Origin of the sequence: Sphingobium sp. 22B (assembly GCF_001580035.1) — a bacterium.
Taxonomy (GTDB): Bacteria; Pseudomonadota; Alphaproteobacteria; order Sphingomonadales; family Sphingomonadaceae; genus Sphingobium; species Sphingobium fuliginis.
This window is the reverse complement of record NZ_LTAB01000020.1, coordinates 20,642-45,135: the sequence shown is the minus strand read 5'-3', so window position 1 is coordinate 45,135 and position 24,494 is coordinate 20,642. Positions and strand designations below refer to the sequence as shown.

Genomic DNA, 24,494 nt, shown 5'->3' with positions numbered 1-24,494 from the left:
CTTCCGGGAACTTGCCCCGCAAGCCGCCTCGACCTCAAAAGTTCGCGCCCAGCGTGACGCCATAGGTGCGGGGTGCGGCGGCCGCATATTTGGCGCCGGCCGTCGACCCGGTCGTGGCGATGGTGTAATATTTCTCGCCCGTCAGGTTGTTCGCCCACAACCGCACGTTGAAAGTGCCGCCCGGCGCGGTCCACTGGACCGATCCATTAACGATGTCCGTCCTGGGCTGGCGCGTCAGCGGACTGCTGAAGACGTCATATTCATAATTGCCGCCATGCGCCCAGGATGCCGACAGGTCGAAATCCCCAAGGTCGGTCGGCAGCGTATAGAGAAGCTGAAGATTGCTGGAGAAGGGCGGAGCCTGGATCAGCCTGTTGCCCGATACGTCGCAGCTTCGTTGCGTCGCCGGGGCGGAACCCTGGACCGCGGGATAGGGATTGGGTCCACTACATCTGGCGGGATCATAGGGCGTGGGCGCGTTCGGCGGCAGCAGGAAGAAGGAAGGGGCATTCCGGAAATCCTTGTACCGCCCGTCCAGCAATCCGATGGAGGCGCTGACCGTCAGATTGCGGACCGGGATCGCGGATATTTCGAAGTCGATCCCCTTGATGGTGGCCTTGCTCGCATTGGTGAGGGTCGTTCCCGTCGGCAGGACGATCTGCACCTGAAGGTCTGAATATTCATAGAGGAAGGCTTCAGCATTCACGCGCAGGCGGCGATTGAGGAATTCGGACTTGAAACCTATCGTATAGGCATCCAGCGTCTCCGGATTTACCGGCGGGGGCAGAGTGGTCGTGCCAGCGACGATGCCGGTAAAATTATATATGCCCGATTTGAAGCCCCGATTATACGCAATATAGCCCATGAGATCGTCGGAGAAATGATGATCGATCGAAGCCCGGCCGGTCACGCTGTTGAATGTCTTTGCATCCTCGAACGGGCCGAATGTGACAGCCGCGCCCGTGGCGGGCAGCAATCGGGCAACGGCATCGAGCGACCGGCGGTCCGAAGTATAGCGCAAGCCCAGCGTCAGGTTGGTCCTCGGCAGGATTTCCGTTGTCACCTGCCCGAAGCCGGCGATCGAATTGGTCCGCTGAACCGCGTCGGTATGCGATTTGGAGGTTCCGAACGCCTGCCCCTCATAGGTCGCGTCCATGAAGGACCGGTCATGCAGGTAGAAGGCGCCCAAAATCCATTTGACCGCGGAGCCTTCGGGCGAGAGCAGTTGCACTTCTTGCGTGAACGTGCGCCCGCCCATGGCGAATTCGCGCGTCTGGAAGAAGGGGCTGGGCGATCCGTCGCTGTCGCTGACCACGGGATCGACGACGGTCTTGCTGAACGCGTTTATCAGCACGAGCCGCGCAGATCCGAAATCATGCGTCAACTTGCCGCTCAGGGACCGGGTGGTCGACTTTTGCACGGTGTCGAGATTGGACATGACGTCGTAGAATCCCAGCCCCGCCGCATCCGCGCTGTAACCGTCCCGCGTAAAGGTTCCTGCAATCGAGCGCCCCGGCTGCCCCTGATCGGAACTGCGCCGGTCATAGCTGCCCGCGACCAGCAGCGACGTCTCTTCGCCCATGTTCCAGAGCAGCTTGGCGCGCCCTCCCCAGCCCGACATGCTGTTGGCTTCGTTCCCTGTCGTGCCGTTGACGCCCCAGCCCTTGCGCTGGTCGATGCCCTGCAGGGCGAAATTGATCGCGACGGTGTCGGTAAGACCGGTCGATCCATAGAGCTGGCCAGAGATCGTGTCGTAATTTCCATAGCTGGCGGTCGCGCTGGCGGAGGGGTCGAAGCTTGGGTCTCTGGTGCGGATGTGGATCACGCCGCCCGTCGCATTCCGCCCGAACAAGGTGCCCTGAGGGCCCTTGAGAACCTCGATCGAACTGATCGAATTGAGCTGGAAGACACCAGCCGAACCGGTCGGCAGATAAACGTCGTCCACGAACAGCGCCACCGCAGGCTCATTGCCGATGGCGACCGAATTGGTGCCCACCCCGCGAAGAAACGGCGTAAGGCCCCAGGCGGAGTGGTTCAGTTGCAGGCCGGGAACCATCTGAGCGATCACGTCCGGCTGGGTGATGCCCAGCTTGATCGCCTGTTCCGACGTGATGGCCGTTACCGAGATCGGGACGTTCTGCAGATTTTCCGACCGGCGTTGCGCCGTGACGACGATGTCGGCCAGGCTTGCCCCCTCTTGCCCCGCCTCGGTCGTCCCCTGCGCCATGGCCGGCATGGCGATCAGGCTGGCGCAGACCAATATTGTCCGGTGGATCGTATTTTTTGTCATGATACCTCCCCTTGTTGATATTCGTCGCGGGCAAGGCCGCGTCTTTTTCGGTGCGTCTATCCGGGTTTAGCCTTGATGGAAGCGGCAGCCGCCGCGGCCGCCTGAAGCGCGAACATCCGATCCATGCCGAAGATCGCCAGCTTTGCTCCGGCATCGCGGGCATGCTGGACCTGCCGGGCGGTGGCGCACACGGCGATGCCGGCAATGGCTGCATCGCGCGCCGCGCGGCAGATCCGGTCCATCGCGGCGGCATGCGCCGGCGACCCCACCGGATGGCCGATCGACACGGCAAGGTCGAACGGTCCCATGCACAGGCCGTCGATGCCCGGAACAGCGGCGATCTGCTCCACCATGTCCAGTCCGGCCAGGGTCTCGATCTGAACGATCGCGGCCAGATGATCATTTGCCTGTTCCAGATATGGCTGCAGCGAAGCCCCATAATCGCATGCGCGGACTGCCCCAGCGCCCCGCGCGCCGTCCGGCGGGAAACGGACTTCAGCGACGATCCTTTCGGCCTGGGCGACGCTTTCCACGCGCGGCACGATGACGCCCGCCGCCCCCAGGTCCAGGGCTCTGCCGATGTCCGGACCGATCGCCGCCACGCGGACCAGCGCGGGCAGACCGGCGACGTCGGCGGCGCGGATCAGCGCCTCAAGCTCCGCAATGCCGAACGCGGCATGTTCGGCGTCGAGCACCAGCGCATCGAAGCCGATGCCGCCCAGGGATTCGACGAGCGAGGGAGCAGGCAGGGAGATGAACATGCCGATCAGACCGCCCTGCCTCAATCGATCGCGCATGCGGTGCAGCCTCATGGGATCGAACGCCGGTCCACCGGGTCGGCCATTCGGCCGGCAAAGGTGGAACACAGGGCCGCGAGGAAGGCGGGCATGGCCAGCAGGATGAGCACCAGCCTGAATTCGCCGGTCATATCCTTTGAAATGCCGACGGCGACCGGCGCCACGAAACCGGCAAGATTGCCAAAAGAATTGGTGAGCGCACCCGCCGCTGCGGCTGCCGCGCCAAAGACATGGACCCGCGGAATGGCCCAATAGGATGCCGACGCCATCGAACTCAGCGCAACGCCCAGCGACAGCAGCCACAACCCGGAAAGCGCGCTGTCGTCAAGGAGCAGCGCGCCGGCCATCGTGATCGCTCCCGACGCCAAGCAGGGCAGGATGGCGTGCCAATAACGCTCGTTGGTCGAGGCTGAATGCCAGGCCCAGAGCGGCGTGAGCAGTGCCGCAAGCACCCATGGCACCGTGCTGAACAGCCCGGACTCGAGCGTCGACATGCCGGTCGACCGGATGATCTGGGGGAACCAGAAGATGATGGCCTGGCTGCTCAGCCCTATGCAGAAATATTGCAGGCTGAGCAGGAGCACCTGGGGATGCGTCAATGCGTCCCGCCAGGACCCGGCCTGACGATGGGCGCCGTCCGCCATCAGCCGGGCGGACAGGGCCTTTTTCTGATCGTCGGAAAGCCAGGGCGCGTCGTCGATGCGCTCGGGCAGCGATTTCAGCACCAGAATGGCGACGAGAAACGCCGGCGCGCCTTCGATGATGAACAGCCAGCGCCAATCCACCGCCATCAGGAGACCCGTGGTCAGCGGCGCGCCAATCGCCAGCGACGCTGGCATCATCGCGATCATCAGCCCCATGACCTTCGACATTGCGCGCCGGTCGAACCATTGCGCGAGATAATAGACGATGGCAGGCACGAACCCCGCTTCAGCAATGCCCAGGGCCAGACGAACCGCATAGAAGCTTCCGGCATCGGATATGAATCCGGTGGCAATCGCAATAAGGCCCCAGGCGACCAGCAGGGCCGCGATCCACCGGCGCGCGCCTATTCGGGCGAGCAGCAGGTTGGCGGGTACGCCGGCGAAGAAGAAGCCGATGTAGAAGAGGCCCGCCCCCATCCCGTAAGCCGATGCCGACAGGCCGATATCCGCGCGCATGTTGAGGGCGGCGATGCCCACATTGGTGCGATCGACGATATTCACGAAAACGCACAGCGCCAGCGTAGGCAGAATATGCCGCGCCGCGAGATCGACCGGAGATTTCTCCAACTCGCCCCTCCTGTTTATATTTGTACGCATGCATATCTTATCAACTGTAGACTGTCGACAGTTTTTTGCTTTTTCGAACGCTGAGAGGAGGAAGCCCGAAACCCCAGGAAGATCACTTTATTTCAATCGATTATTCTCGAAGAGCGCTGATTCCGCGTCGGGCGCCGTCACAAGCCGGAAAAGCATAGCTGAGGGATTCAGCCCTATTTCCCCGATTCGATACGCAAGCATATGACATGACAATGATCCGTCCATCGTCAGGCGAAGGCCTGGCTTGCCGTTCGACCTTGAACAGGACAAGGACCTTATCTTACAGCCAGCACCTCAATGTGAGACGATCGGATGGAAATCGTCATAAAGGCGGTGGAACGGCAATGGCACGCGCGAGCACTGATGACATGAATTTCACCGCGGTTCGAACCAGCTCGATCGTCAGCGAGGTATATGCCCAGATCAGGGAAAAGCTGCTGTCAGGGGAATTCCTCGCCGGGCAACCGTTGCGGGAGTCCGTGCTCGCGACGGGGATGGCCGTCAGCCGCGCCCCCGTGCGCGAAGCGCTTCGGTTGCTCGAACAATCCGGACTGATCGTGAAGGCGCATAATCGATCCTATGTCGTTGCTCCGTCCGCGCCGGGCGACATGCCCGAACTGGCCGCGCTTCGGGCGGCTGACGAGATATTGGCCATTCGCATCCTCGTGCAGCGCAAGACCGATCTCGGTCCGCTAGCCGCCGTGGTGGATGGAATGCGGGCGGCGCAGGCCAATTCCGATGTGGAAACCATCTCGGCGCTGGACATCGAATTCCATATGACGCTGGTCCGGCTCACCGGACTTCCGCGATTGATCTCACGCTACGACCAACTGAGAGATCAAATTCGGTTCGCCATGCTCTCGGTCGAGGATTTGCACGGCCGTGTCTTGCAGGACCAGGCGGTCATGCATGAGGAATTGCTGACGGCATTGCTGAACGCCCAGCAAAGCGGCCGCGCCGCCGACCTTCTGCGCCTGTGGGAAGAGCATGTCTTCTTTTCCATGAACCCGGCAGATCACATCATCCCCTTGCACGATGACGGCCCGGCCTGAGCGCCGGATCGAACAAAGGGCATCGAACGCCATGGGAAACCTATCTCCTCCGCCGCGTTCCTTCATCACGAAGGAGACCTGTCATGTTGAGGACTTTGGCATTGCTCGGCGTCGCGGCCTTGGCCGGGCGGCAACTCTTGAAAGGCGGACGCCCAACCTGGTCCACGCCCGGTACCGGAAACCGGGATTCAGCAGCGGAGCATGATGAACAGACCGCGGCGCATCGGCAACAGGCCGACGCCCCCGGCGAAGTGGGACATCGCCCGGTCGATCTGGAAGGTCCCGAACATCCCGACGGATCGCAACGCGCGGACGAACATTACCGGCCCGACATTCATGCAACGGTCGCTCCGGAGGACAAGGAAAGCCTGCGTCCCGTCACCCTGAAATCGGCGCGAGGCCCAACTGACGCCTAGAGCCAATCGCCATTCAGAAAGATGACGAGCCGAGCCGAAGGCCACCGAAGGTAAAATGGTGTTTTTCCGTGACCCGGAGCGCAGCCTACTCAAAGTAGGTGAGCACCGGAAGCACGAAAAAGCGTCATTTGCAGGCCGTCAGGGCTGAATGTCGATGGCTCTAGCCTTTCGGCGGGACGCAGCGACCATCGCTCCCGCGCACCGGCTTTGCCGGACATGCCAGCGATCCGGCTGCGAAGCGCAGGGATATATCATCATTCGTCATTCGACATCATGCGGACCAGCACCCGCCGGTTGAGAGGATCGGCAGCGCCTCCCTCGGACCGGTGCGCGGGCGTGCGCTCCCCCGCTCCGGAGACCTGGAGGTTCGACAGGGGCACCCCCATCGCCGCCAGATCCCTGGCCACGGCATCCGCCCGCATCAGGCTCAGCCGGTCATTATAGGCATCCGGTCCCGCGCTGTCGGTAAAACCCGTCACGGACAGCTTTGGGATGCTTCGCTCTCTCCCCTGTAGGAATGCGGTCAGTTCGCGATGCGCATCTTCGCGCACATCGGCCTTGTCGAAATCGAAATAGACCGTGAGCGTCGGCAGCTTCCGCACCGTAACCGGGCGTTGCGGATCGCTGGCCAGCGGTTGCGGCGGCGCGTAGACCATGTCCCGGCACGCCTTGTCGCTCCAGGCCATTTTTTCGAGGCGCATCCTGCGGTCCCAATGCAATTGCAGGCGGCAAATCCGATATTCCATTCCAGAACCGGTATAGAAATCAAGGATATAGTTCCAGCGCCGCTCACCGATCAAACCCTCATGGAAATGGGGCACGCCCAGCAAGGCATAGACCTGCCGCTTGGTCATGCCGGGCGTTAACAGGCGCGGCGTCTGGGGCAACAGAAACACACCCTCGCGGCGGGTGGCGCGACCGGGATCGGGGAAATCCGACAAGGGCGCGATGTCCGGCAGAAAGTCCGGCTCGGCCGCCGCCGCGGGCGACGGACACAGGACCAGTGCCAGCAGGGCCAGATACCGGCGCCTTTCAGAACGCGATGCCCATGCCGGCATTGGCGCCTCCCTGATTGCGGCTGTTATAGGTTGCGGACGCCCGCATGATGAAACGGCCATTATCCGACACCTTCGATATTCCCATGGCGACCGCATGTTCGCCCTGCCACGTGCTGACGCCCAGGCCCAGGGTGCCGCCGCCGGCCTCGGAAAATTGCGGTATGCCAGCCATCGCCATGGACGCGGCGATGCCGCCCTCCGCATCGCGGCGCAAATTGCGCAGGCCGCTGTCGAACAGATTGAAGCGCACATCCGTATAGGCGTTGGCGGCATCCACCGCCTGCCCCATTCCGCCTTGCAGCTGGCGCAGATTGACCGCGTCGGTCGGCGCCATGCCGTCGGCGACATGGGTGATCTGCCGCTCCGCCCCAGCGCTGCCGACCGACACCGTATTGGCCCGTTCGGCGACAGAAGCATAGCCAAGCGCGACGCTGCCCGGCGCGATCGCCTGCGCCTGCGTGCCCAGGGCCAGGCTGCCGCTGCCGGACGCCACCGCGCCCGCCCCCGCGGCCAGCGTGTCCGCGCCGCTCGCGACGGGCTTGGCATGGCCGGAGCTGTTGTTGACCTGGAGATACCCTGCCCTTGCTTCCTGAAGGTCGGTGATGGCGGTCACATTATAGGCCAGTTGCACATTGGTCGCGTAGAGTTGCGCGCCATTGACCGCCTCGGCCGATGCCGCGCTCAGTTCGCCCGCGGCAACGCCGCCGATCTTCTGGTCGACGCCGCCGCGCGCGGCATTATAGGCCTGGATCGCCGGATCATAGGGCAGCGCGTCCTGCGCCGCGCCGCCGCCGCCGCCGCCGCCGCCGCTCCCCGAACTGCTCAACTGCGACAGGTTGACCGCGTCGCTGCTCGTGGTGCCGGCGGCCAGATTGGTGATGGCCGTGCCGCCTGCGCCGCCGAGGATGATGGAGGATTTCGTCCCATCCTGATATTTGACGGCCAGATCGTTCAATATCGCAAGGTCATAGCCTAGCTGGACGATGGCCGCGCTGTTCTGGGCGACAAGGTCGTTCGTCGCCTGCAATTGCGAGCCGTTGACCGCATCGGTGCTGGTGGCGTTCACCGCTCCCGCGCTGAGGTTGGTGATGCCGGTGCCGGTCGCGCCCTGCAGCGTGACCATCGACCGCGCGCTGCCGTCATATTGCACCGCATTGCCGGCCAGAGTGCCCAGCGCGTCGTTGACGGCCTGCAATTGCGCGACATTGACCCCGTCGGTCGGATTCGCCCCGGCCGCGAGCCCGGTCAGCCGGCGGCCGCCGATATTCACCTCCGCGCTGGCAGCGCCGCCGACCAGATAGGCGGGCAGGTTCAGGCTGAGGCCGTTGGCGACCGATCCCGCACCCAATGCCACGCTGCGCATGTGGGTGGCAGATGCCCCCGCGCCGATCGCCACCGCCTCATAGGCGCCCGTTGCCGTGCTGGCGAGGTTGCCGATGGCGATCGCGTCCAGCTCGCCCGCGCTGGCTTCAAGACCCGGCGTACCCAGACCGGTGATCTTGTTGCCGCCAAAGGAAATGCCCCTGGGCGTAAGAAGGCTGAAACTGTCGGAGGTCGTTTCGCAACTCGGGTCGGAGAGCAGGTCGACGGCATTGCCGTTGATGTCGAGCACATTGAGATTGATCGGCGCGCCCGACGCCGCATTGGACAATGCGGCGTTGATGCCGAGGTCGACCGATCCGAAGGTCAGGATGCTCAGCGTCGATTCCACCGGCGCCAGAACGGGCGTGATGACATCGCCGATGGTCTGCGTCAGCACCGATTTGGGAAGGCTGACGCCGGAGCAGGCGCTGACCACATTGGCTCGGGCGGTCACGCCCGACCCCGCGCCCGCCAGCAGCAAAGCGCCCGTCAGCCATCGCATGGCCTTCCTGCCGCGCCCCTTTGCCGGGTTCGCTATTCCGGCAGTCCCGGATGAATATCGCGATGCGTCGCGCCTCATGGATCCGTCCCCTGAACGGGTGCCCCCCACGCGCCCGTCCAGCGGTAGCGCAAGCCCGGCATCCCACGTCCCCGGACGGAAGATGGAAGCGCCACGGCTAAGGGCGCGCGAAGGCGAAGACAGGGAATTTTACGCAATATATGTATCGGCACGGCCCGCCGGATTTTTCCCTTCCCCGACCCCGTCCATATTCGTCCGGCAACACAATGGGTTGAGGAAGCATTTGATCGGCGGCAGCGCACTCGTTACGATTCCGTTTTAATGACAGGCCCGATATTGTACGCATTATGCGGACACCGACGGGATGATGGGGAAAGGGGAGCAAGCCGGTGGATGATTTACCGCCCGGTCAGGTCGTCACGGCCACGGCGCTGATTCGGCATTTCGCCGTGCATTCCCGACAGGCAATGGGCGAACCCATCCATATCATGAACCATGGCCATGTCGGCCTGACGCTCCTTGCGACGGACCTGTTCCAGCGTCTGGCCAGCGGCCGGAAATGCTCCAGCGGACCGGATCATCCGGAAACGCAACTGGACATCCTGCTGGACATGATCCCCACGCAGGTGATCCTGACGGATCGGGATCTGAAACTCTCCCGGATCAATCTGGCCGCCCGCCGCCGCTTTGGCGTCAGCGAGAAGCAGGTGCTGGGAGTCCCCCTGGCGCAGATGCTGGCGGGCTCCGACTCCCATTCCCTGTTGCGGGCGCTTGAACGCGTGCGCGACACGGGCATTCCGGAAGCGTTCGAGCAGAACGCCGCCGGGCCGCCGCCGCTCGTCCATCGCGTCCAGGCTGCGGCCTTTCCGGGCGGTTTTGCCGTGCTTGCCGACGAAATCGCGGATCGCGTGACCCTGCGCGCCCAGGATGCGCGGATCGCCGCCTATGAGGATCTGATCGACCGGCTGCCCGGACTGGCCCGCGGAACCTTCAATGTCCGGGCCATCGTCACCGATATTTCGCCCGCGCTCGCGGAGCTGGTCGGAACGGAGAAAAGCCGGGTCGTCGGCACCCGATTTGCGACCCTGTTTGGGGCTTCCAACCGCGGCACGATCAGCGATGCCGTGGAAGAATTGCTGACCGTGGGTAAACCGTTCGGCATGGCGGCGGCATTGGTGGGCGGCCGTCCCGACGGCCAGACCGTCTGGGTCAATGCCGCGCCGCTCTTGTCCGCCGACGGGCAGGCGGGCGGCGTCTTCATGATGGGAACGAAGCCGGTCGGCATCAGTAGCTGATGGTGACGATCAGGCTGTCGGCATAGGCCCCCGCCTGCGGCCATTGTCCCGCCGCGATGCGGCCATAGACGGACACGGTCTGGCTGAAGGACAGCAGCCCGTTCAACGAGGCGGTGACCGTGCCGGTCCCCGACGATCCGGTTCCCCAGACGGTCGTGCGGCTGGCATTTGTATAGAGGTTGTAGTTGAGCCGTGCGCCACCCTGCGTCATCTGGCGCGCCAGCGCATCGCCCGACGAGCCCGGGCTGATCGCGATGTCGATGGTCCCCGCCAGCGAGACCAGGCCCGTGCAACTGAGCGTCACGCTGCCCGCGGCGTCCTTGGGCGCGGGCGAAGTGGGATCGTAGCCGCCAAAGCTGATTCCCGTCGTCGACGCCGAACAACTGCACAGGGTGCAGCCCCATGCCGGCGTCGCCAGCCCCATGCCGGCCAGCGCGGCCAGAACGAATCCCGCAGCTTTCATCGCTTCCCCTCCCGATCCGGCACACAGCGTACCGGCCCCATCCGTGCCGCACCGGCGTTGCCCGGCAGGGCCGGGACGATCGCGCGGCAGGCGACCGCCGGGCCGGTCAGCAGGATTTCCTGCCCTTCATGCGCGTCGGCCAGATACACTTCGCCGCCATGTCCGGAAATGCCGGATGCCGCTCCCTCCATGGTGACGGTCAGTCCTTCCGCAATGGCGGCGCCGCCGCCGTCGACCAGCCGCAAGGTGACGGGGTGAGCGGCCGCACCCCCAAAACCGATCCTCACCGCCTGCCGGTATCCCGGAACCACGACCTGCTCCGCCGATGTCACGACAGTGTCGATCGGCAGGGCATCCAGGTCGATCGCGATCCGGTTGGCCGCATAGGGCTGCAACCCCGTGACGATCGCGGGCCTGCCCGGTTCCGCCTTGCGCGCGACCGGCCGGTTTTCGAAGAAGACCGTCACGTCCTGATCGGCGGCCACATCCACCACCGCAAAGGCGTAATCGAGCTGCGGTGTCGCGATGATCCGCCCCCCTACCCGCAGCAACGCCCCGCGGGCCTGGAACCGCATCCCTTCCATTTCCCCCATGCGCGACGCCGACAGATCGACATCGCCGGCCGCCGTGCGCCATGTCACGCCGCCTTCCATCTGTACCGGCGCATCCGCCTGACGCGACGCCAGGAAGCGATAGCCCCACCCCGCGTCCGGCGGCGGGTTCTGGCTGAAGCTGGCGGCGGTGCGGCCTCCCTCCACGAACAGGCCCGCGCTCGACCGCGCGCCGAGGGGAAGGGTCAGCGATCCGAAAAGGCCGTTGGTCCGGCTGTCCGAAAAGCGCGTCCGCCGCGCGCCCAGCGTGACCCAGGCCGCCCCCAGGCTGGCCGCATAGGAAAGGGAACCGGTGGAGAAGCGGTCGCCTTCGCCGCCCTCACTGTCGAGATAATGGGCATTGATGGTGCCGCGCCCGCCAAGGGCCAGGCTTCCCGCCACGACCCATTCCCGGCGACCGGCGGGCACTGGATCATCCTCCCCGACCTGCGTGAAATGCGCATCTTCCTGCATGTAGCTGGCGGTCACGGAATAGCGGGCCGTGATCCGCTGCACCTGCGCGCGCCACAGGAAACCATCACCCGAACGGCCATGCGACCCCGCCGCCGCCAACGATATTTCGCCCCAGGAAGACAGAAGCGCGCCAAATCCCAGCCCGGCCATCTGCCCATCCTCGCTTGCCTCCATGCGGCCGGAAAGCGTCAGGCCGTCGCCCAGCCCATGCCGCCAGAAACCGGCGGCGAAGGGAGCCCCATAGGAAAAGCTGCGCGCACCGAAGTCCCTGCGCAAAAACCCTGCCTCCAGCGAAAAATCGTCCAGCCCTTCCCGCAACAGCCGCGGACTGGTGTAGAAGCTTTGCGTGACGGTGCGGGCGGCGCCATTGGCGTCCCTGATCGTCATCGTCACTTCGCCCGCGCCGGTAAAGACGGGCTGATAATCGATTTTGAAATCGCCGGGCTGAACCGCCATGCTCTGGCGGCTGCTGGCCGCCGCAAGGTCCACGACCGAGGGCAAGGCGGCGGAGCCGGAAAGCCGGGGCACCGGATAGGTGACGGCTTCCGGCGTCAACGAGAAATCGGTCCCCAGCCTCACCCCGGCGAACCGGACCGGCCGGTTCCAGTCGGCGCCGCGCGTGAATGTGTCGCCCAGGACCAGCCGCAAACGCCGATCCTGAAAATCGCGGATGACATTGCTGTCGAGACGAACCGCCGCCGGCCCGCCGCCCTGCTGCATCAGGGCGGTGGTGCCGGCGACGCCCCAGCCGCCCGACATCCCGGCATCCAGCAGGGCGGAAGCGGCCCAGCCGCCGCCCCAGCGCGCGACCGACAGATCATAGCCGGCAAATTGCACCGGCACCGCTTCCATCACCGGCCGTCCGCGCTGTTCCGGGCCGATATGGGCGGTCGGGAAGAAGGACGGCCCGGCGTCGATCAGCAGGGTTCCGCCCGAACCGTCGAGTTTCACCGAAAGGCCGGGCAGCCCGTCCAGCAAGGCATAGTCGCAGCCACCCACCTCCATTTGCCGAAGCGGCGCGGGCAACCGCAAACCCCATTGGCTCAGCATGTCCTGCCGGACGAACAGGCGGCCCGCGCTCAGCACGACAAGGCCCGTCTCTTCAAGCGGCTGGCCATTGATGACGACGCCCACGGGCATGGGGCGCGGACTGCCGTCCGGCTCGACCGCCACCGGAACGGCGAGTGCCAACGGAAGATCGGACGCCGCCGCCGGTTGCGCCAGCGACAGCCATAGCAGGACCGATGCCCTGCCCGGCCGCCAGCCGGCCCGCCCTGCGCCGGACAATGCAGCAGCGAGCGGCATCGATCATCCACCCTCACCGCTCGGCGACGGCGGTTGACGCGGCGAGTGGGCCAGTGGCCGTCTCCACCTGCACTCCGCTGATCGCATCGCCATCCGGGGATTCAAGCGGCAGGTCGATGCGCCCGCCCGCCAGCAGGTAGAAACCACGGTCGAGCCGCGTGACTTTCCCGCCAGCCCCGGCAGGCGTCATGTCGATCGCCGTGACCTGGACATGCCGGTCGCCCTGGTTAAACAGAATGAGCGTCCGCCGTCCATCCGCACCCTTTCCGACCGACCAGCGAAGCAGGGGCGCCGCGCCCGACGGCGCGCGGAATATCGGCATGCTGATGCGAAGCAACGTCCGCACGGTACCGGGAGCAACCGTCGCCATCGGCAATTCATCGATGATCAGGCGGTAGCTCTCTTCACGCGACCCGCTGCGCGCCGGCAGGCTGCACCGGACCAGCCGGCTCGACCCGCCGGGAATGCTGAGAATGGAGGGATTGACGACCGGCCCCCCATCCGGGTCCAGCAGGTCGATGCCGTTCGCATCCTTGCGCCAGCCAAAACCCCTGACCTGGACAGTCGCGGGCGCCTTGTCATCATTGGCGATGGTCAGGCTGCAAAACTGTTTCTCGGCCGCCATTTCGATCCGCACCGGCAGGATGCGCAACGCGCCCGCATTCGCCGACGGCGCGATCCCCCAGAACAGGGCGCCGACCATCACCGCCAGATCCCGTCCGGGTCCTGCGCCATGCCGCCTGATTGTCATGACCGGGCCTGCCTTCAGTAGCTGACGGTGATCGTCACCGTGTCGGTGTAGCTGCCGGCGGCCACGCTCTGCTGGGCGGGGATGCGGCCATAAACGGTGAACGCCGCCGGCAGGATCGTCGACGCGGTCTGGGCGACCGTGTCCGACCCCACCGAGTTGCCCCAGTTCGTGCTGCGTCCCGAATTGCTGTAGAGCGCGTAGCCGAGCGGATTGGCGCCGCTCAGCATCTTTCGGGTCGATACCGTCGCTCCGACGGCGCTTCCGGCGTTCAATCCTATGTTGAACAATGTGCCCGGCGTGCAGGTGACATTGATCGTGCTGGTCGCATCGGTCGGAGACGCCGATGTCGGATCATAGCTGCCAAACGCCATGTTCGTCGCCGACACCAGGCAGACGTTCAATACCGTGGCCGACACGCCCATCGTCGTTGTGGCATCCGTTGCCATCGCCGCATTCGGCAAGAGACCCAAAAGGAACAACGCACAATATTTGCGCATGACGTTTCCCCCTCCGGTGATTTCGACACCTATTGATCTGAACCAATATTGGAGCAGGAAAGGTTAGAGAAACGTTAGCAGTGTTTATTGTTTCCCATGCAAAGGGGATTATATTCACTTCCGATCACAATTTGCGGGATGGATATATAACTTTCGAAATATCGAAGAAGACCGATTATCTTTATTTGAATGTCAGGAATTGGCTCCCGCGCGACCTGACGCCGCGGTCAGGGTCGTCCCGGCCGCTTCCCATGTTGCCGATCGGCACGCAACAACCACCAAAGAATGGCGGCCACGAACGACCAGCACTCGCAAGTCGATCGATGGCGCAGGCCGCAGGGATGGACTTCCACCGCATCCTGCGGCGATTTCCGAAAGGCCGGAAAGGGAATGTGCGGGCGCAGGGGGCGGGTAATGCGTCGGTCAAGCAACATGGCGTCGTGCCCCTGCAATATCGTCATAGGCCGCAAACAGCCGGTCGAAATGGTCGTCCATGGTCATGACGGCCGGCGCAGACTCCAGCGCCGCCCGGTGCCGCGCCACCGCATCGGCGCGCGCGAATTTCGCGATCACGCCGGCCAGACTGTCCGCCTGTCCCGCGCGATAGAGCAGTCCGCCGCCGCTGCGCGCCTGATCGGACGCGCCGCCTTCGTCGGGCACGATGACCGGCAGGCCGCTGGCGCGCGCTTCGGCCGCGACCATGCAGAAGGTCTCCGCCTCGCAGCCATGGACGAGCGCGTCGGCGCTGGCGAGCAGTTCGGCCAGCGCCGGGCGGGAATGCATCGGCGCCAGCAGCTGGATGTGCGGATTATGGGCCGACGCCCGGCGCACCCGCCCTCTCTCCCGCCCGTCACCGACCAGCACCAGACCGACCGGCGTCGAAAAGCCCGCCGACGTCACCGCATCGATCACCATCGGCCAGCGCTTTTCCGGGGCGTGACGGCCAACACCCAGCAGCAGCGTCGCCTCCGGCCCCAGCCCGCAGCGCTCCAGCAGGCGGGCGCGCAGCCCCTCATGCCGATGCGCGGGGCTGAAATACCCCGGCTCGACGCCCATGGGCAGCGTCATCACCCGCCGGAGCCGTCCCGCCTCCAGCCGGCGCGACAGGCTGTCGCTGGCGCTGACCACCAGATCGAACCGCTCGTCCAGCCGGCGCAGGTGGCGCCAGAACCAGTCGAACCCCCGGTCGATCGCCTCGCGGCTCAGCACCGATCCGAACCAGCGATAGGCATAGGCCGACAGCGGATCGGCGTGCATGATGAGCGCGCGCGGCGCGCCGCCCCGCCACCGCGCCACCATCGCCGCGCTGGCCCAGGGCGAGGATGCCTCGACCAGATCGGGCTGCAACCGGTCGAGCATGGCATGGAGCGACGCTTCGTCGTCGAAATAGGAATAGCGCCGGTCCAGCGGAAAGCGGCGCGCGGGCAGCATGACGATCCTGCCGCCGCCCGCCTCCACCACCCGATCGCTGTCGGACGGCGCGAGGATGATGACCTCATGCCCGGCCAGCGCCCCGGCGCGCAGCTTGCGCTCCACATAGGTTTTCACCCCGCCGCCGCTGGGCGCGTAGAAGGCGCAGACGTCGACGATGCGCATGGCCTATTTCTCCACCGGGCCGAAGGACAGCAGCCCCCGGCGATAATTGACGATGATGCCGATATGGGCGGGGCCGCTGCCGACGACCGCCCTGGCGGCGGCGGCGGACGGTCTGGACCAGCCCAGCTTCGGATTGCCGGGAAAGCCGATCCCGTCGACCGAAAGCGAGAAGCGGCGGTTGGCGTCGCGGTCGTGCAGCAGGCTGAGCGCATAGGTGCCGGGACCGGGCGCGCGGATGCAGAGCTGCACGGGCCCGGTGGCCGGGACCGCCACCTCCACCCGGCGGAAGGGCTTGCCGGCCGCGACCAGCAGATTGTCGTCGGCCAGGAAGTCCGCGTCGTCCGCGGGGTACAGTTCCAGCTTCAGCCGTCCCTTGCGGTCCTTGAGGCCGTTGACGTCGACCAGAAAGGCCGGGCCCTTTTCATCCACCCGGCACTGGCCCTCCGCCTTGCCAAGGTCGGGGGTGGAGGGGATGGCGGCGGCGAGCAGCAGCGTCGCGATCATTGCGCCTCGCTCTCCTTCATGAGGCCCGTCGCGCCCAGCGCCATGCCGACCAGCAGATGCGCCACCAGGATGAGCGAGGCCATCAGCGCCATCGCCGACACGATCTCGCTGTCGCGCCCGATCAGGAAGGCGGCCATGCCTGCGAACACCACATCCTTGTTCGGCAGGAAGGGCAGGCGGGATACCAGTTGGCGCAGCGTGCCGAGCAGGATCCACCAGCTGAGTTCGATGTCGGGCAGCAGCATGTGCCACATCATCGCCGCCAGCACCGTGGTCGCGACGATGCGGGCCAGATGGATGCCCGCAACGACCCGCAATTCCGCGCGCGGCAGGGTGAACAGCCGCCTGCGCAGCAGCATCGCCACCAGCGATGTCGCCAGCACGAACAGGATCGACCCGCCCACTTCCCAACTGTTGAGCCGCGCGTCCACCGCCCCCAGCAGCGGCACGGCGAAGGCGACCATGACCAATGTGACGCCGTTGCCGACCAGCGCGGAAAGGATCGTCACATCCTTGATCGCGCCGAACGGCGCGGTCGTGATCTTCCCGCTGCGCCGCGCCCACGCGTAGAAATAGACTTCGCCGAGATAGCCGAGCAGTATCTCGTTGCTGACCAGCTTGCGCAGCAGCGCTGCGAAGCCGTCCGCCGGGATCGCCCAGAGACGGCGGAAGATCACCCATTCGGAAAGCGGCCCGGCCAGATAGTAAAGCGCGAACGCCGCCCAGAAGGCGATGCTGCCGGGCAGCATCGCCCACAGGCTGGACGGGTCGATTCCATGGAACTGGTGCAGCGCGACGACCAGGATCAGCACCGACACCAGCGGCCCGGCCCAGCGGGTCCAGTTGCGGCCCGACTGGATCAGCGGCTTGGGGTCGAGCACCGGCGGGTCGAGCGGCACGACGGGGGGAGGAAGCAGGCCGGTGGAGCTGTTGCCGGTCATAAGGAACTCGTCATTGTGGACGGGATGGGTTGACGACGCGCAATGAGGAACGCCTCAGTCGGTCGCGCGGCAATTCGGGCGAAGCTGTCCAGATAGGCGGGGGCGGCCGCCTCCAGCGTGAAGCGCCGCGCCTGGGCCAGACTGGCGGCGGCATGCTGGGGCCCCGGCGCGTCGGCCAGAACCCTTGCGAAGGCGGCAAGATCACCTGCCGGCACCAGCCTCCCCAACGCGCCGTCGCCCAACAAGGACCGCATCGCGGCGCTGCACTCCGTCGCGATGACCGGCAGGCCGACCGCCAGCGCTTCCAGCACCACGGCGGGAACTCCTTCATAATCGGACGAGAGGAGGAAGGCGTCGGCCTGCCCGATCCTCAGGGCGGGATCGGGAACATGGCCCATGAAGCAAAGGCGGCCGGCAATGCCAAGCCGGCGAGACCGCGCGGCGAGCCTGCCGCGTTCCGGGCCCTCGCCGAAGATCAGCAGACGATCGTCGGGGCCCGTGGCCCGCGCGAAGGCGTCCAGCATCAACCCGAAATTCTTCTGTCGCGCCAGCCGGCCGATGGCGACGAACCGGCGCCCCTTGCCCGCCCTCTTCCGCCGGACGGCGCGCAGCCGGTCGATCTGGTCCAGCGACAGCGCCGGATCGGGGATGATGCTGATCGCCCCGGCCCCCGGCCGGACGAGCGCGGCAATCTCGCGCTCCAGCCCCGGCGCCATGGCGACGAAATGATCGATGAACCGCCCCTGGATGCGCAGCCACAGCCGGTAGGCGGTACGCACCGGCCAGACCATGTCCCGCCGCTCCAGATCATTGCTGATCTTCGCCAGGACGGGCGGGCAATGGCGTCCCAGCAGCAGCTTCATCGCCACGGCGACCACCGCATAGCTGTTGCCCGCGCAGAACATCGCGTCCGGCCGCGTCCGGCGGATGAAGCCCGGCAATGTCATGATCATCCACAGGGTCTCGAACCCGGCAACGGAAAAGCCCGGCCCGCGCGGCACATGAGGGCCAAGGTCATGGCCCAGTTCAGCGCCCATCGCGCCATCGCCGCGTCCCAGGAACAGTGGCGCGTCGATGCCCTGGTCCCGCCAGCGGCGCACCAGCCGCAGCGCGACCCGCTCGACGCCGCCCGGCTCGAAACTGTGGAGGAAGGTCAGGATACGCATTTCAGCCAGCCAGCAAATCGCCATAGCGCGCCGGGCGGTGGGTCCGCCCCAGACGCCGCACCACCCGGTCGATGCTGTCGAGCAGGGCAGGCACATGCGCGTCGCCCGGATGCACCGCGACCCGCGCGACCGGCGCATGGCGCAGGACAGGCGGCAACAGCCGCGCCGCCAGCAGGGAGGAGGCGATGCGCGCCCGGCTGCGGCTGGCCCAGGTGATGACCGGTCCACGGGCCAATATCCTGCCCGATGGCGGATGCCACACCTTCATATGATCCTCCGCCAAGGCGAATCCGCACCGGCCAAGCGCGGCGCGCGCAGGGCTGCCGTAAAGCCAGGCGGGCGCGACGAAGCCCGCCACCGGCAGGCCCGTAACCTGTTCGATCAGATCGCGGCCGTCGGTCATCCGCCGTGCAGCGGTCGCCCCGTCCAGACCCAGAAACTCGCCCTCTCCGGCGGTCATGCGCCGCGCCTTGAACCGATCCAGGGCATTGTCATGGGTCGCCATGTCCCTGTGGAACCATCCATGGGCGAACATGCTGACGCCGGCCTCCGCCCAGCCACGCAGCCGCGTCGCGAAGGGCGATCCGGGCAGCAGCGGGTGCGCGCCCCAATGATTGGGCACCACCAGCATCGCGAGCGCGCCGGGCGCGGCGTGCATCGAAAGCCGATCCAGCAGTCGATCGACTTCACCCTCGAAACATGGACCAACATCATGAAGGGAAAGAAGAAGTCGTTTCATGACAGGTCCACACCCCCAGCACGCCTGCGCCTATCGTGCGCCGCTATGATGCCGGGTGATGACCTGCCTGTGACAATTTGCGCCATATCCGCCTTTCGCCCTCATCGGGAAGACGCCATCGCCGCAAAGGACCGCAGTTGCTGCATGAATATTTTTATCGTCCGGCGACAACTGCGGTGTTGCTCTGCCGGCATCGTCGTTGCGCCACAGGAGAAGAAGCTGTGCGCATTCCGACATGGACTTTCCGCATGATCGCCGTCGCCGCACTGATCGCGGCGGCGCCTCCGGCTGACACGCGCGCCCTCCCGCCGCCGCCCGTCCCCATCGGCTTCGATGGCGCCCTGTCGGTCATGACCTATAATGTCCATGGCCTGCCCTGGCCGCTGGCCTGGGGGCGCGAAGCCGATTTCGACCGCATCGCAACGACGCTGCGCGACATGCGCGCGGAGGGACGCAATCCCCATGTCGTGCTGTTGCAGGAAGCCTTTACCGACGATGCGAGGGCGATCGGACGGGCGGCCGGCTATGCCTATGTCGCGGACGGCCCGGACGACCGGACGACGAACGATGCGCGACCGGCGGTCACGGAGCAGCGCTTCGTCGCCGGCGAGAGCCCGCTCCACGGCGAGGGCATCGGCAAATATGTCGGCAGCGGCCTGCAGATCCTGTCCGACTTTCCCATCGTCGCCGTCCACCGCATGGCCTTTCCGCGCTTCGCCTGTGCCGGGTTCGACTGCCTGGCGAACAAGGGCGCCATGCTGGTGCGGATCAGCCTTCCCGGCCAGCCCGGGCCGATCGATATAGTCACTACGCATCTCAACAGCCGTCGCGCCTCCGACGTGCCGGATGCCCGCTCCAACCATGCCCACAGCCTTCAGATCGCCAGCCTCACCGCCTTCATCCGCCAATGGCACGACCCTCACGACCCGCTGATCGTCGGCGGCGATTTCAATGCAGGCCAGGCGGTCGAGCGGCGCGTCGACCTTATGGACCATGCGGCGCGGGACTGGAGCTTCGGCACGCCCATGGACAATGCCTATGCCGCTGCCGAAGGGTTGCACCTGCCCTTCTCCGCCGATGCCCGCCTGTCGGAACGGCGCGCCCGCGACTGGGAGTTTTTCGCGTCGGGCCGGCAGATGACTCTGACGCTGCGCCGGGTCGACATTCCCTTCGGCCATGGGGCGGACGGCACCATGCTTTCCGACCATGTCGGCTACACCGCCACCTATGCGCTAGAGCCAATCGACATTCAGCCCTGACGGCCTGCAAATGACGCTTTTCCGTGCTGCCGGTGCTCACCTACTTTGAGTAGGCTGCGCTCCGGGTCACGGAAAACCACCATTTTCGGCTCGTCATCTTCTGAATGCCGATTGGCTCCAGGGCGAAGGCCGGTCACCAGTTTTTCGTGAGCCCGACCGCCCATTGCCGCGGCCGCAGCGGCGTATATTGCGTGCCCCTGGCGAGCGCGAAGGGATTGCCGAAGGCGAAGCTGTCCGCCTTGCAGTCCAGCAGATTGCTGCCCGACAGCCGGATGCTCCAATCCTTCCGGCGCAGCGCCAGATCGGCATTCGCCAGCGCATAGTCGCCCATCCGCCGGTCGAGGCCCGGATCGAAACTGAGACGGGAAGGACCGAGATAGGCAAGGTTCACGCCCATGCTGCCGCTCCAGCCGGACAGATCGAAATGGCGGTTCACCCCCAGCCGCGCCTTCCAGTCGGGAATGACAGGCAAATGCCGGTCCTCCAGCCGCAAGCCCTCGTTCGTGCGGGTCAACAGCGCGCTCTGCCCGACCAGCCCGGCGCTGATCGCCCATCCGGCGGCCGGTTTCCAGTCCACCGACGCCTCGACCCCCCGGATGCGGGCATCGCCGACATTGCGCGTACCGATCAACCCGTCGGCCAGCAGATAATCCGACTGCATATGCGACCATGTCGTCAGGAAGGCGTCGAGATTGACCGTCAGCCAGGCGGAGGCCGAATGCCGCCAGCCCATCTCGACCGTCTGCAGCTCGTCGGATTCGAACCGCTCGGCCGAAGCGGCGCCGGTCCGGCTAAGGCCTCCGGGCCGCAGCGCCCCGGCATAACGCGCATAGAGGAAATCATGCGCGCCCGCCTGCCAGGACAGGGCCAGCGAAGGCGTAAAGCCGCTGCGCGCAACCGACGCCTCGATCCGTGCGTGGCGCGCGCCCTGCTCCTCCTCTATGCGGGAATGGAACAGGCGGCCGCCGACGCTGAGCGACAGCGCCCCGGTCAGCGGCATGCGCATGTCGCCGAAAGCCGAAAATTCGACCACGCCCTGTATGCCTGTCCCGACCGTCTCATCCCGCACCCCCCGGACCACGCCGGAGAGATGGTTGCGCACATCCACGAAGGAGAGACCCGCCAGCCAGGACAGGCCGTCATCCCGCGTCTGCGACAGACGCACTTCCTGGTCGAACAGGCGATTGCGACGCTGCTCCAGATAAAGCGCCGGGGCAGCAATGCCGAAGGCGGAGGCGGAAAGATCGCTCGCGTCCAGCGTGCTCGATACGTCATGATCGACCCAGTTGCCGGCATAGACCAGGTCCGCGCCGCCCAGCTTTCCCGCGACGCGCAGCGCCATCAGGGCAAAATCATTGTCGTGCGGCTCGGCAGGCTGGGCGGGCCGCTCCAACGCATGGCGGGCATAGACATATTGGCTGTCGGCCACGTCCCGCATCTGGGCCATGCCGTTGAGATCGACGGTCCAGTCCCCCGCCAGCGCGCGCAACGCCACGCGCCCGCCGCGCAACTCGCCCCGGTTCGCATCCCCCCGACCCGCCGTGTCGATCCATCCCGGCTCGCGGACCGCATAGGCCACGGCGCGCAACGCCAGCCGGTCCGCCACGACCGGCAGGTTGACCATCGCCTCCGCGCTGCCGCCCATTTCGCCGTGGGTGGCCAGTGATGCGCCCATGCCCGCCATTGCCGCGAACGACCCCGCATCGGGCGGGCGCGTGACGATATGATAGACGCCCCCCAGCGTGCCGGTGCCGTAAAGCGACCCCTGCGGTCCCTTCAAAAGTTCCACGCGCTCGACATCGACCAGCTTCAGGTCGGGATCGGGCGCATTATAGGTGGCGCGCGCATCGTTGATCAGGATGGCGACGGTCGACTGGCTGTTTCCGTTGAAGGGACTGTCCGCCACGCCGCGGATGAACTGGCGATTGCGCCCCGGTCCCAGATTGGTGAGCGTCAGGCCGTCCAGCCGCTGCGCAACCTCCTCTGTGCCCGGAAGCAGCGCGCCGCCCTGCTCGCCGGGCGCCTGCACGATCGCGACCGAAATCGGCAGCCGGGCGAGAGGCTCCTCCCGCTTGGTGCCGGTGACGATGATATCCACCGACCCCTCCGGCGGAAGCGGATGCGCTGGCCGGACGGGGTCGCGGCGCGATGCCGGCGGCGCGGCTTGCACCAGGCGATAGGCGGTGGGGGAGAGACGCCGCGCCTCCAGCCCCGTTCCCTCCAGCATCCGCGCCAGCGCCTGCTCCACCGTCATCCGCCCGTCGACGTGGCGCGACCGAAGGCCGGGCAGGCGGCCTTCGAAGCCGATCGCTATCCCGGTCTGCCGCGACAGCGCCGTCAGCGCCTCGGCCAGCGGCGCGGGTTCGACATGGATCGGCCGCTCCTGCGCCCCGACGCTAGCGGGCGCCAGCGCGCAGCAGCACAGCGCCGCCCTGATGCACGGTGCGAAGGTCCATGAACTGCGCGACTTCCCCGACAAGGCCCGATCCGTCCCCCACGATCAACACACCGGAAAATGGCCGGTCGGCGACATCGGCCCCGACCCTGACAGGCACCCCTGCATAGCGGCTGAGATCGGACGCCACCAGAGAGAGCGGCACGGCCTCATAGACCAGCCGTCCCTGCCGCCAGCTGCCGACGGTGCCGGGCGATACCGCGCTGGTCGCGCCGCGATGCGTCACCCGATCGACCAGCAGTTGCCGCCCGGCCGGCAATGGGATCGCATCCCCGCCATCGCGCGGCGCGATGCTGATCCTGCCCTCCGCCACGGCCACCCGCATCGTCCGGGCGTCGGCCAATATGTCGAAACGCGTGCCGATGTCGCTGATCCGCTGCCCGCCCGCCTCGATCGTCATCGTCCGCCCGGGCCGGTGAGGAATGTCGAACAGGGCGCTGCCCTCCAGCGCCAGCCGGTCCTGCGTCGCGCCCTCCACGCGCAAATGGCTGGAGGCGGCAAGCGCAATCCGGGAGCCGTCCTTGAGCAGGATGGTGCGCCCCTGCCCCGGCCCAGTGCGATAGTCCGCCGGTTGCGGCGCGGGCGATCGCAAGGCGGGAATGGCGACGGCAAGCGCGAGCGCCGCCGCGACTCCACCGCCCACCCACCGCCGTCGCCGGCGCGGCGCCTCCGCCGCGATGGCCGGACCCGGCATGTCCACCGGCGGCACCAGCGCCGCCAGCGTCGCGCGATGCTCGACGATCCGGGCATCGACCAGCGCAATGGAATCGAACGCGGTTCGATGCGCGGGATCGGCCTCTAGCCACAGCGTAAAGCCGTCCCAGTCGAAATCCGCGTCATCCTGCGCGCGGTGCCAGGCGATCGCCTGGTCGAGGATCGTCTCCGTCATGGCCCTATCCCACCAAAGCCGGTCCCATCGAAGCCCGCCCATTCGGGGCACCGCCTCCCGCTCATGCTCCTGTGTCCCGCTGTGACGCCATCATGCCCGCTCCGCCTCAGTCCTCGCACAGGGCCCGGCGCAGATATTTCATCGCAACCGCCATATGTTTCTCGACCCCGCTCCTGCTGATCCCCAGCCGCTGCGCCACCTCGTCATGCGACAGCCCCTCCAGCTTGTGCAACTGGAAGGCGCGTCGCGCCCCGGCAGGCAGGTTGGCGATCGCGGAAGCAAGCCGCGCCACCTCCTCCCGCTCGGTCATCTGCGCCAGCGCGTCGGCGTTCGGATCGGCGGGATCGGCATGCCGCAGGTCCACGCCGGCGGCCATCTCCATCCAACCCTGCTCCCGCACCGCGCGCCGCCGCGCCTCCCGCAGGCGGTCCAGCACCAGATTCTGCGCGACCCGATAGAGATAGGCGCGCCCATTGGCGACAGGACCGCTTCGGCCCTGACCGACCCGCAGCCATATGTCCTGAAGAATATCCTCGGCCTCCGCCGCACTGCCGGTGCGCGCCAGCAGAAAGCGCAGCAGTTCGGCGCGGCAGCTATGATAGACAGTCTCCAGCCCGCCTTCCATCCTTGGGCGCCTTTCCGATCCGATGCCCCTCCTTCGCCCCTCCAGCGGGATTGCGCAATTTAATTGGCTGTAATCTTCTGCCTCACCTGCCCGGCAAGGGTAGCAGACCGTTGGGGCCGATCATCATTGATCGAGCACAATCCATTGCA

21 protein-coding genes are annotated in these 24,494 nt (G+C 66.2%); 4 read left to right on the top strand and 17 right to left on the bottom strand.

All coding sequences use genetic code 11. From position 1 onward, the window contains the following. Positions 1–34 precede the first annotated feature (34 nt). From A0J57_RS17425 to A0J57_RS17415, 3 genes are read right to left on the bottom strand one after another with little or no spacing between them, the layout of a single operon-like run. Entirely contained in the window at positions 35–2,290 is a 2,256-nt protein-coding gene (locus A0J57_RS17425) for a TonB-dependent receptor (protein ID WP_082718688.1), read from the bottom strand. A 56-nt stretch (positions 2,291–2,346) separates the two neighbouring features. Beyond that, positions 2,347–3,087: an HpcH/HpaI aldolase/citrate lyase family protein gene (locus A0J57_RS17420; RefSeq protein ID WP_065846807.1), complete on the bottom strand. Its 741-nt coding sequence runs from the start codon at positions 3,085–3,087 to the stop codon at positions 2,347–2,349. Between the two features lie 11 nt (positions 3,088–3,098). Next, on the bottom strand, positions 3,099–4,358 hold the full coding sequence (locus A0J57_RS17415) for an MFS transporter (protein WP_061936860.1): 1,260 nt from the start codon (positions 4,356–4,358) through the stop codon (positions 3,099–3,101). A 398-nt stretch (positions 4,359–4,756) separates the two neighbouring features. On the opposite strand from A0J57_RS17415, the gene A0J57_RS17410 reads away from it, so the two are divergent. Further along, positions 4,757–5,440, top strand: a complete 684-nt coding sequence (locus tag A0J57_RS17410) for a GntR family transcriptional regulator (protein WP_061936857.1) — start codon at positions 4,757–4,759, stop codon at positions 5,438–5,440. 83 nt (positions 5,441–5,523) lie between these two features. Beyond that, on the top strand, positions 5,524–5,856 hold the full coding sequence (locus A0J57_RS26050; protein WP_153017829.1) for a hypothetical protein: 333 nt from the start codon (positions 5,524–5,526) through the stop codon (positions 5,854–5,856). 254 nt (positions 5,857–6,110) lie between these two features. Here A0J57_RS26050 and A0J57_RS17405 read toward each other — a convergent pair whose 3' ends face one another. Further along, complete coding sequence (locus tag A0J57_RS17405; protein ID WP_061936854.1) at positions 6,111–6,914, bottom strand: OmpA family protein; 804 nt, start codon at positions 6,912–6,914, stop codon at positions 6,111–6,113. Continuing rightward, complete coding sequence (locus A0J57_RS17400; RefSeq protein WP_061936851.1) at positions 6,889–8,778, bottom strand: YadA-like family protein; 1,890 nt, start codon at positions 8,776–8,778, stop codon at positions 6,889–6,891. The genes A0J57_RS17405 and A0J57_RS17400 overlap by 26 nt, the downstream gene beginning before the upstream one ends. A gap of 407 nt (positions 8,779–9,185) precedes the next feature. Here A0J57_RS17400 and A0J57_RS17395 point away from each other — a divergent pair, with 407 nt between their 5' ends. Continuing rightward, positions 9,186–10,091 (top strand): PAS domain-containing protein, encoded by a 906-nt coding sequence (locus A0J57_RS17395; RefSeq protein WP_061936848.1) that lies wholly within the window; start codon positions 9,186–9,188, stop codon positions 10,089–10,091. Here the strand turns inward: A0J57_RS17395 and A0J57_RS17390 are convergent. From A0J57_RS17390 to A0J57_RS17350, 9 genes are all read right to left on the bottom strand, one after another. Next, positions 10,081–10,554, bottom strand: a complete 474-nt coding sequence (locus A0J57_RS17390) for a spore coat U domain-containing protein (RefSeq protein ID WP_061936845.1) — start codon at positions 10,552–10,554, stop codon at positions 10,081–10,083. The two genes, A0J57_RS17395 and A0J57_RS17390, sit on opposite strands and share 11 nt — an antisense overlap. Next, on the bottom strand, positions 10,551–12,923 hold the full coding sequence (locus tag A0J57_RS17385) for a fimbria/pilus outer membrane usher protein (RefSeq protein ID WP_061936842.1): 2,373 nt from the start codon (positions 12,921–12,923) through the stop codon (positions 10,551–10,553). The genes A0J57_RS17390 and A0J57_RS17385 overlap by 4 nt, the downstream gene beginning before the upstream one ends. A 13-nt stretch (positions 12,924–12,936) precedes the next feature. After that, the gene (locus tag A0J57_RS17380; RefSeq protein ID WP_082718683.1) at positions 12,937–13,674 is read right to left on the bottom strand and encodes a molecular chaperone; all 738 of its coding nucleotides are present in this window, start codon (positions 13,672–13,674) and stop codon (positions 12,937–12,939) included. A gap of 14 nt (positions 13,675–13,688) precedes the next feature. Further along, positions 13,689–14,120, bottom strand: coding sequence for a spore coat U domain-containing protein (locus tag A0J57_RS17375; protein ID WP_226869815.1), 432 nt, complete (start codon positions 14,118–14,120; stop codon positions 13,689–13,691). Positions 14,121–14,594: 474 nt separating this feature from the next. Next, positions 14,595–15,767, bottom strand: a complete 1,173-nt coding sequence (locus tag A0J57_RS17370) for a glycosyltransferase (RefSeq protein WP_061936839.1) — start codon at positions 15,765–15,767, stop codon at positions 14,595–14,597. Positions 15,768–15,770: 3 nt separating this feature from the next. Next, positions 15,771–16,271, bottom strand: coding sequence for a DUF2141 domain-containing protein (locus A0J57_RS17365; protein ID WP_048578149.1), 501 nt, complete (start codon positions 16,269–16,271; stop codon positions 15,771–15,773). Beyond that, the gene (locus A0J57_RS17360; RefSeq protein ID WP_061936836.1) at positions 16,268–17,212 is read right to left on the bottom strand and encodes a hypothetical protein; all 945 of its coding nucleotides are present in this window, start codon (positions 17,210–17,212) and stop codon (positions 16,268–16,270) included. The genes A0J57_RS17365 and A0J57_RS17360 overlap by 4 nt, the downstream gene beginning before the upstream one ends. Next, positions 17,209–18,378 (bottom strand): glycosyltransferase, encoded by a 1,170-nt coding sequence (locus tag A0J57_RS17355; protein WP_064232685.1) that lies wholly within the window; start codon positions 18,376–18,378, stop codon positions 17,209–17,211. The genes A0J57_RS17360 and A0J57_RS17355 overlap by 4 nt, the downstream gene beginning before the upstream one ends. A gap of 1 nt (position 18,379) precedes the next feature. Then, positions 18,380–19,117 carry a polysaccharide deacetylase family protein gene (locus tag A0J57_RS17350; protein ID WP_044661695.1) on the bottom strand — a complete coding sequence of 246 codons (738 nt, stop codon included), beginning with the start codon at positions 19,115–19,117 and terminating at the stop codon, positions 18,380–18,382. A gap of 248 nt (positions 19,118–19,365) precedes the next feature. Here A0J57_RS17350 and A0J57_RS17345 point away from each other — a divergent pair, with 248 nt between their 5' ends. Further along, positions 19,366–20,376: an endonuclease/exonuclease/phosphatase family protein gene (locus A0J57_RS17345; RefSeq protein ID WP_061936831.1), complete on the top strand. Its 1,011-nt coding sequence runs from the start codon at positions 19,366–19,368 to the stop codon at positions 20,374–20,376. A gap of 133 nt (positions 20,377–20,509) precedes the next feature. On the opposite strand, the gene A0J57_RS17340 is transcribed toward A0J57_RS17345, so the two are convergent. From A0J57_RS17340 to A0J57_RS17330, 3 genes are all read right to left on the bottom strand, one after another. Next, on the bottom strand, positions 20,510–22,855 hold the full coding sequence (locus A0J57_RS17340; protein WP_061936828.1) for a TonB-dependent receptor: 2,346 nt from the start codon (positions 22,853–22,855) through the stop codon (positions 20,510–20,512). Continuing rightward, the gene (locus A0J57_RS17335; protein WP_153017826.1) at positions 22,773–23,720 is read right to left on the bottom strand and encodes a FecR domain-containing protein; all 948 of its coding nucleotides are present in this window, start codon (positions 23,718–23,720) and stop codon (positions 22,773–22,775) included. The genes A0J57_RS17340 and A0J57_RS17335 overlap by 83 nt, the downstream gene beginning before the upstream one ends. A gap of 106 nt (positions 23,721–23,826) precedes the next feature. Beyond that, complete coding sequence (locus tag A0J57_RS17330) at positions 23,827–24,345, bottom strand: RNA polymerase sigma factor (protein WP_025547227.1); 519 nt, start codon at positions 24,343–24,345, stop codon at positions 23,827–23,829. Positions 24,346–24,494 lie beyond the last annotated feature (149 nt).

What these genes read in the sequence shown, in the direction of transcription:
- A0J57_RS17425 (WP_082718688.1), bottom strand. Translation starts at nt 2,290, where the DNA reads ATGACAAAAAATACGATCCACCGGACAATATTGGTCTGCGCCAGCCTG.
- A0J57_RS17420 (WP_065846807.1), bottom strand. Translation starts at nt 3,087, where the DNA reads ATGCGCGATCGATTGAGGCAGGGCGGTCTGATCGGCATGTTCATCTCC.
- A0J57_RS17410 (WP_061936857.1), top strand. Translation starts at nt 4,757, where the DNA reads ATGAATTTCACCGCGGTTCGAACCAGCTCGATCGTCAGCGAGGTATAT.
- A0J57_RS26050 (WP_153017829.1), top strand. Translation starts at nt 5,524, where the DNA reads ATGTTGAGGACTTTGGCATTGCTCGGCGTCGCGGCCTTGGCCGGGCGG.
- A0J57_RS17405 (WP_061936854.1), bottom strand. Translation starts at nt 6,914, where the DNA reads ATGCCGGCATGGGCATCGCGTTCTGAAAGGCGCCGGTATCTGGCCCTG.
- A0J57_RS17400 (WP_061936851.1), bottom strand. Translation starts at nt 8,778, where the DNA reads ATGCGATGGCTGACGGGCGCTTTGCTGCTGGCGGGCGCGGGGTCGGGC.
- A0J57_RS17390 (WP_061936845.1), bottom strand. Translation starts at nt 10,554, where the DNA reads ATGAAAGCTGCGGGATTCGTTCTGGCCGCGCTGGCCGGCATGGGGCTG.
- A0J57_RS17385 (WP_061936842.1), bottom strand. Translation starts at nt 12,923, where the DNA reads ATGCCGCTCGCTGCTGCATTGTCCGGCGCAGGGCGGGCCGGCTGGCGG.
- A0J57_RS17380 (WP_082718683.1), bottom strand. Translation starts at nt 13,674, where the DNA reads ATGACAATCAGGCGGCATGGCGCAGGACCCGGACGGGATCTGGCGGTG.
- A0J57_RS17375 (WP_226869815.1), bottom strand. Translation starts at nt 14,120, where the DNA reads ATGGCAACGGATGCCACAACGACGATGGGCGTGTCGGCCACGGTATTG.
- A0J57_RS17370 (WP_061936839.1), bottom strand. Translation starts at nt 15,767, where the DNA reads ATGCGCATCGTCGACGTCTGCGCCTTCTACGCGCCCAGCGGCGGCGGG.
- A0J57_RS17365 (WP_048578149.1), bottom strand. Translation starts at nt 16,271, where the DNA reads ATGATCGCGACGCTGCTGCTCGCCGCCGCCATCCCCTCCACCCCCGAC.
- A0J57_RS17360 (WP_061936836.1), bottom strand. Translation starts at nt 17,212, where the DNA reads ATGACCGGCAACAGCTCCACCGGCCTGCTTCCTCCCCCCGTCGTGCCG.
- A0J57_RS17355 (WP_064232685.1), bottom strand. Translation starts at nt 18,378, where the DNA reads ATGCGTATCCTGACCTTCCTCCACAGTTTCGAGCCGGGCGGCGTCGAG.
- A0J57_RS17350 (WP_044661695.1), bottom strand. Translation starts at nt 19,117, where the DNA reads ATGAAACGACTTCTTCTTTCCCTTCATGATGTTGGTCCATGTTTCGAG.
- A0J57_RS17345 (WP_061936831.1), top strand. Translation starts at nt 19,366, where the DNA reads ATGATCGCCGTCGCCGCACTGATCGCGGCGGCGCCTCCGGCTGACACG.
- A0J57_RS17335 (WP_153017826.1), bottom strand. Translation starts at nt 23,720, where the DNA reads ATGACGGAGACGATCCTCGACCAGGCGATCGCCTGGCACCGCGCGCAG.
- A0J57_RS17330 (WP_025547227.1), bottom strand. Translation starts at nt 24,345, where the DNA reads ATGGAAGGCGGGCTGGAGACTGTCTATCATAGCTGCCGCGCCGAACTG.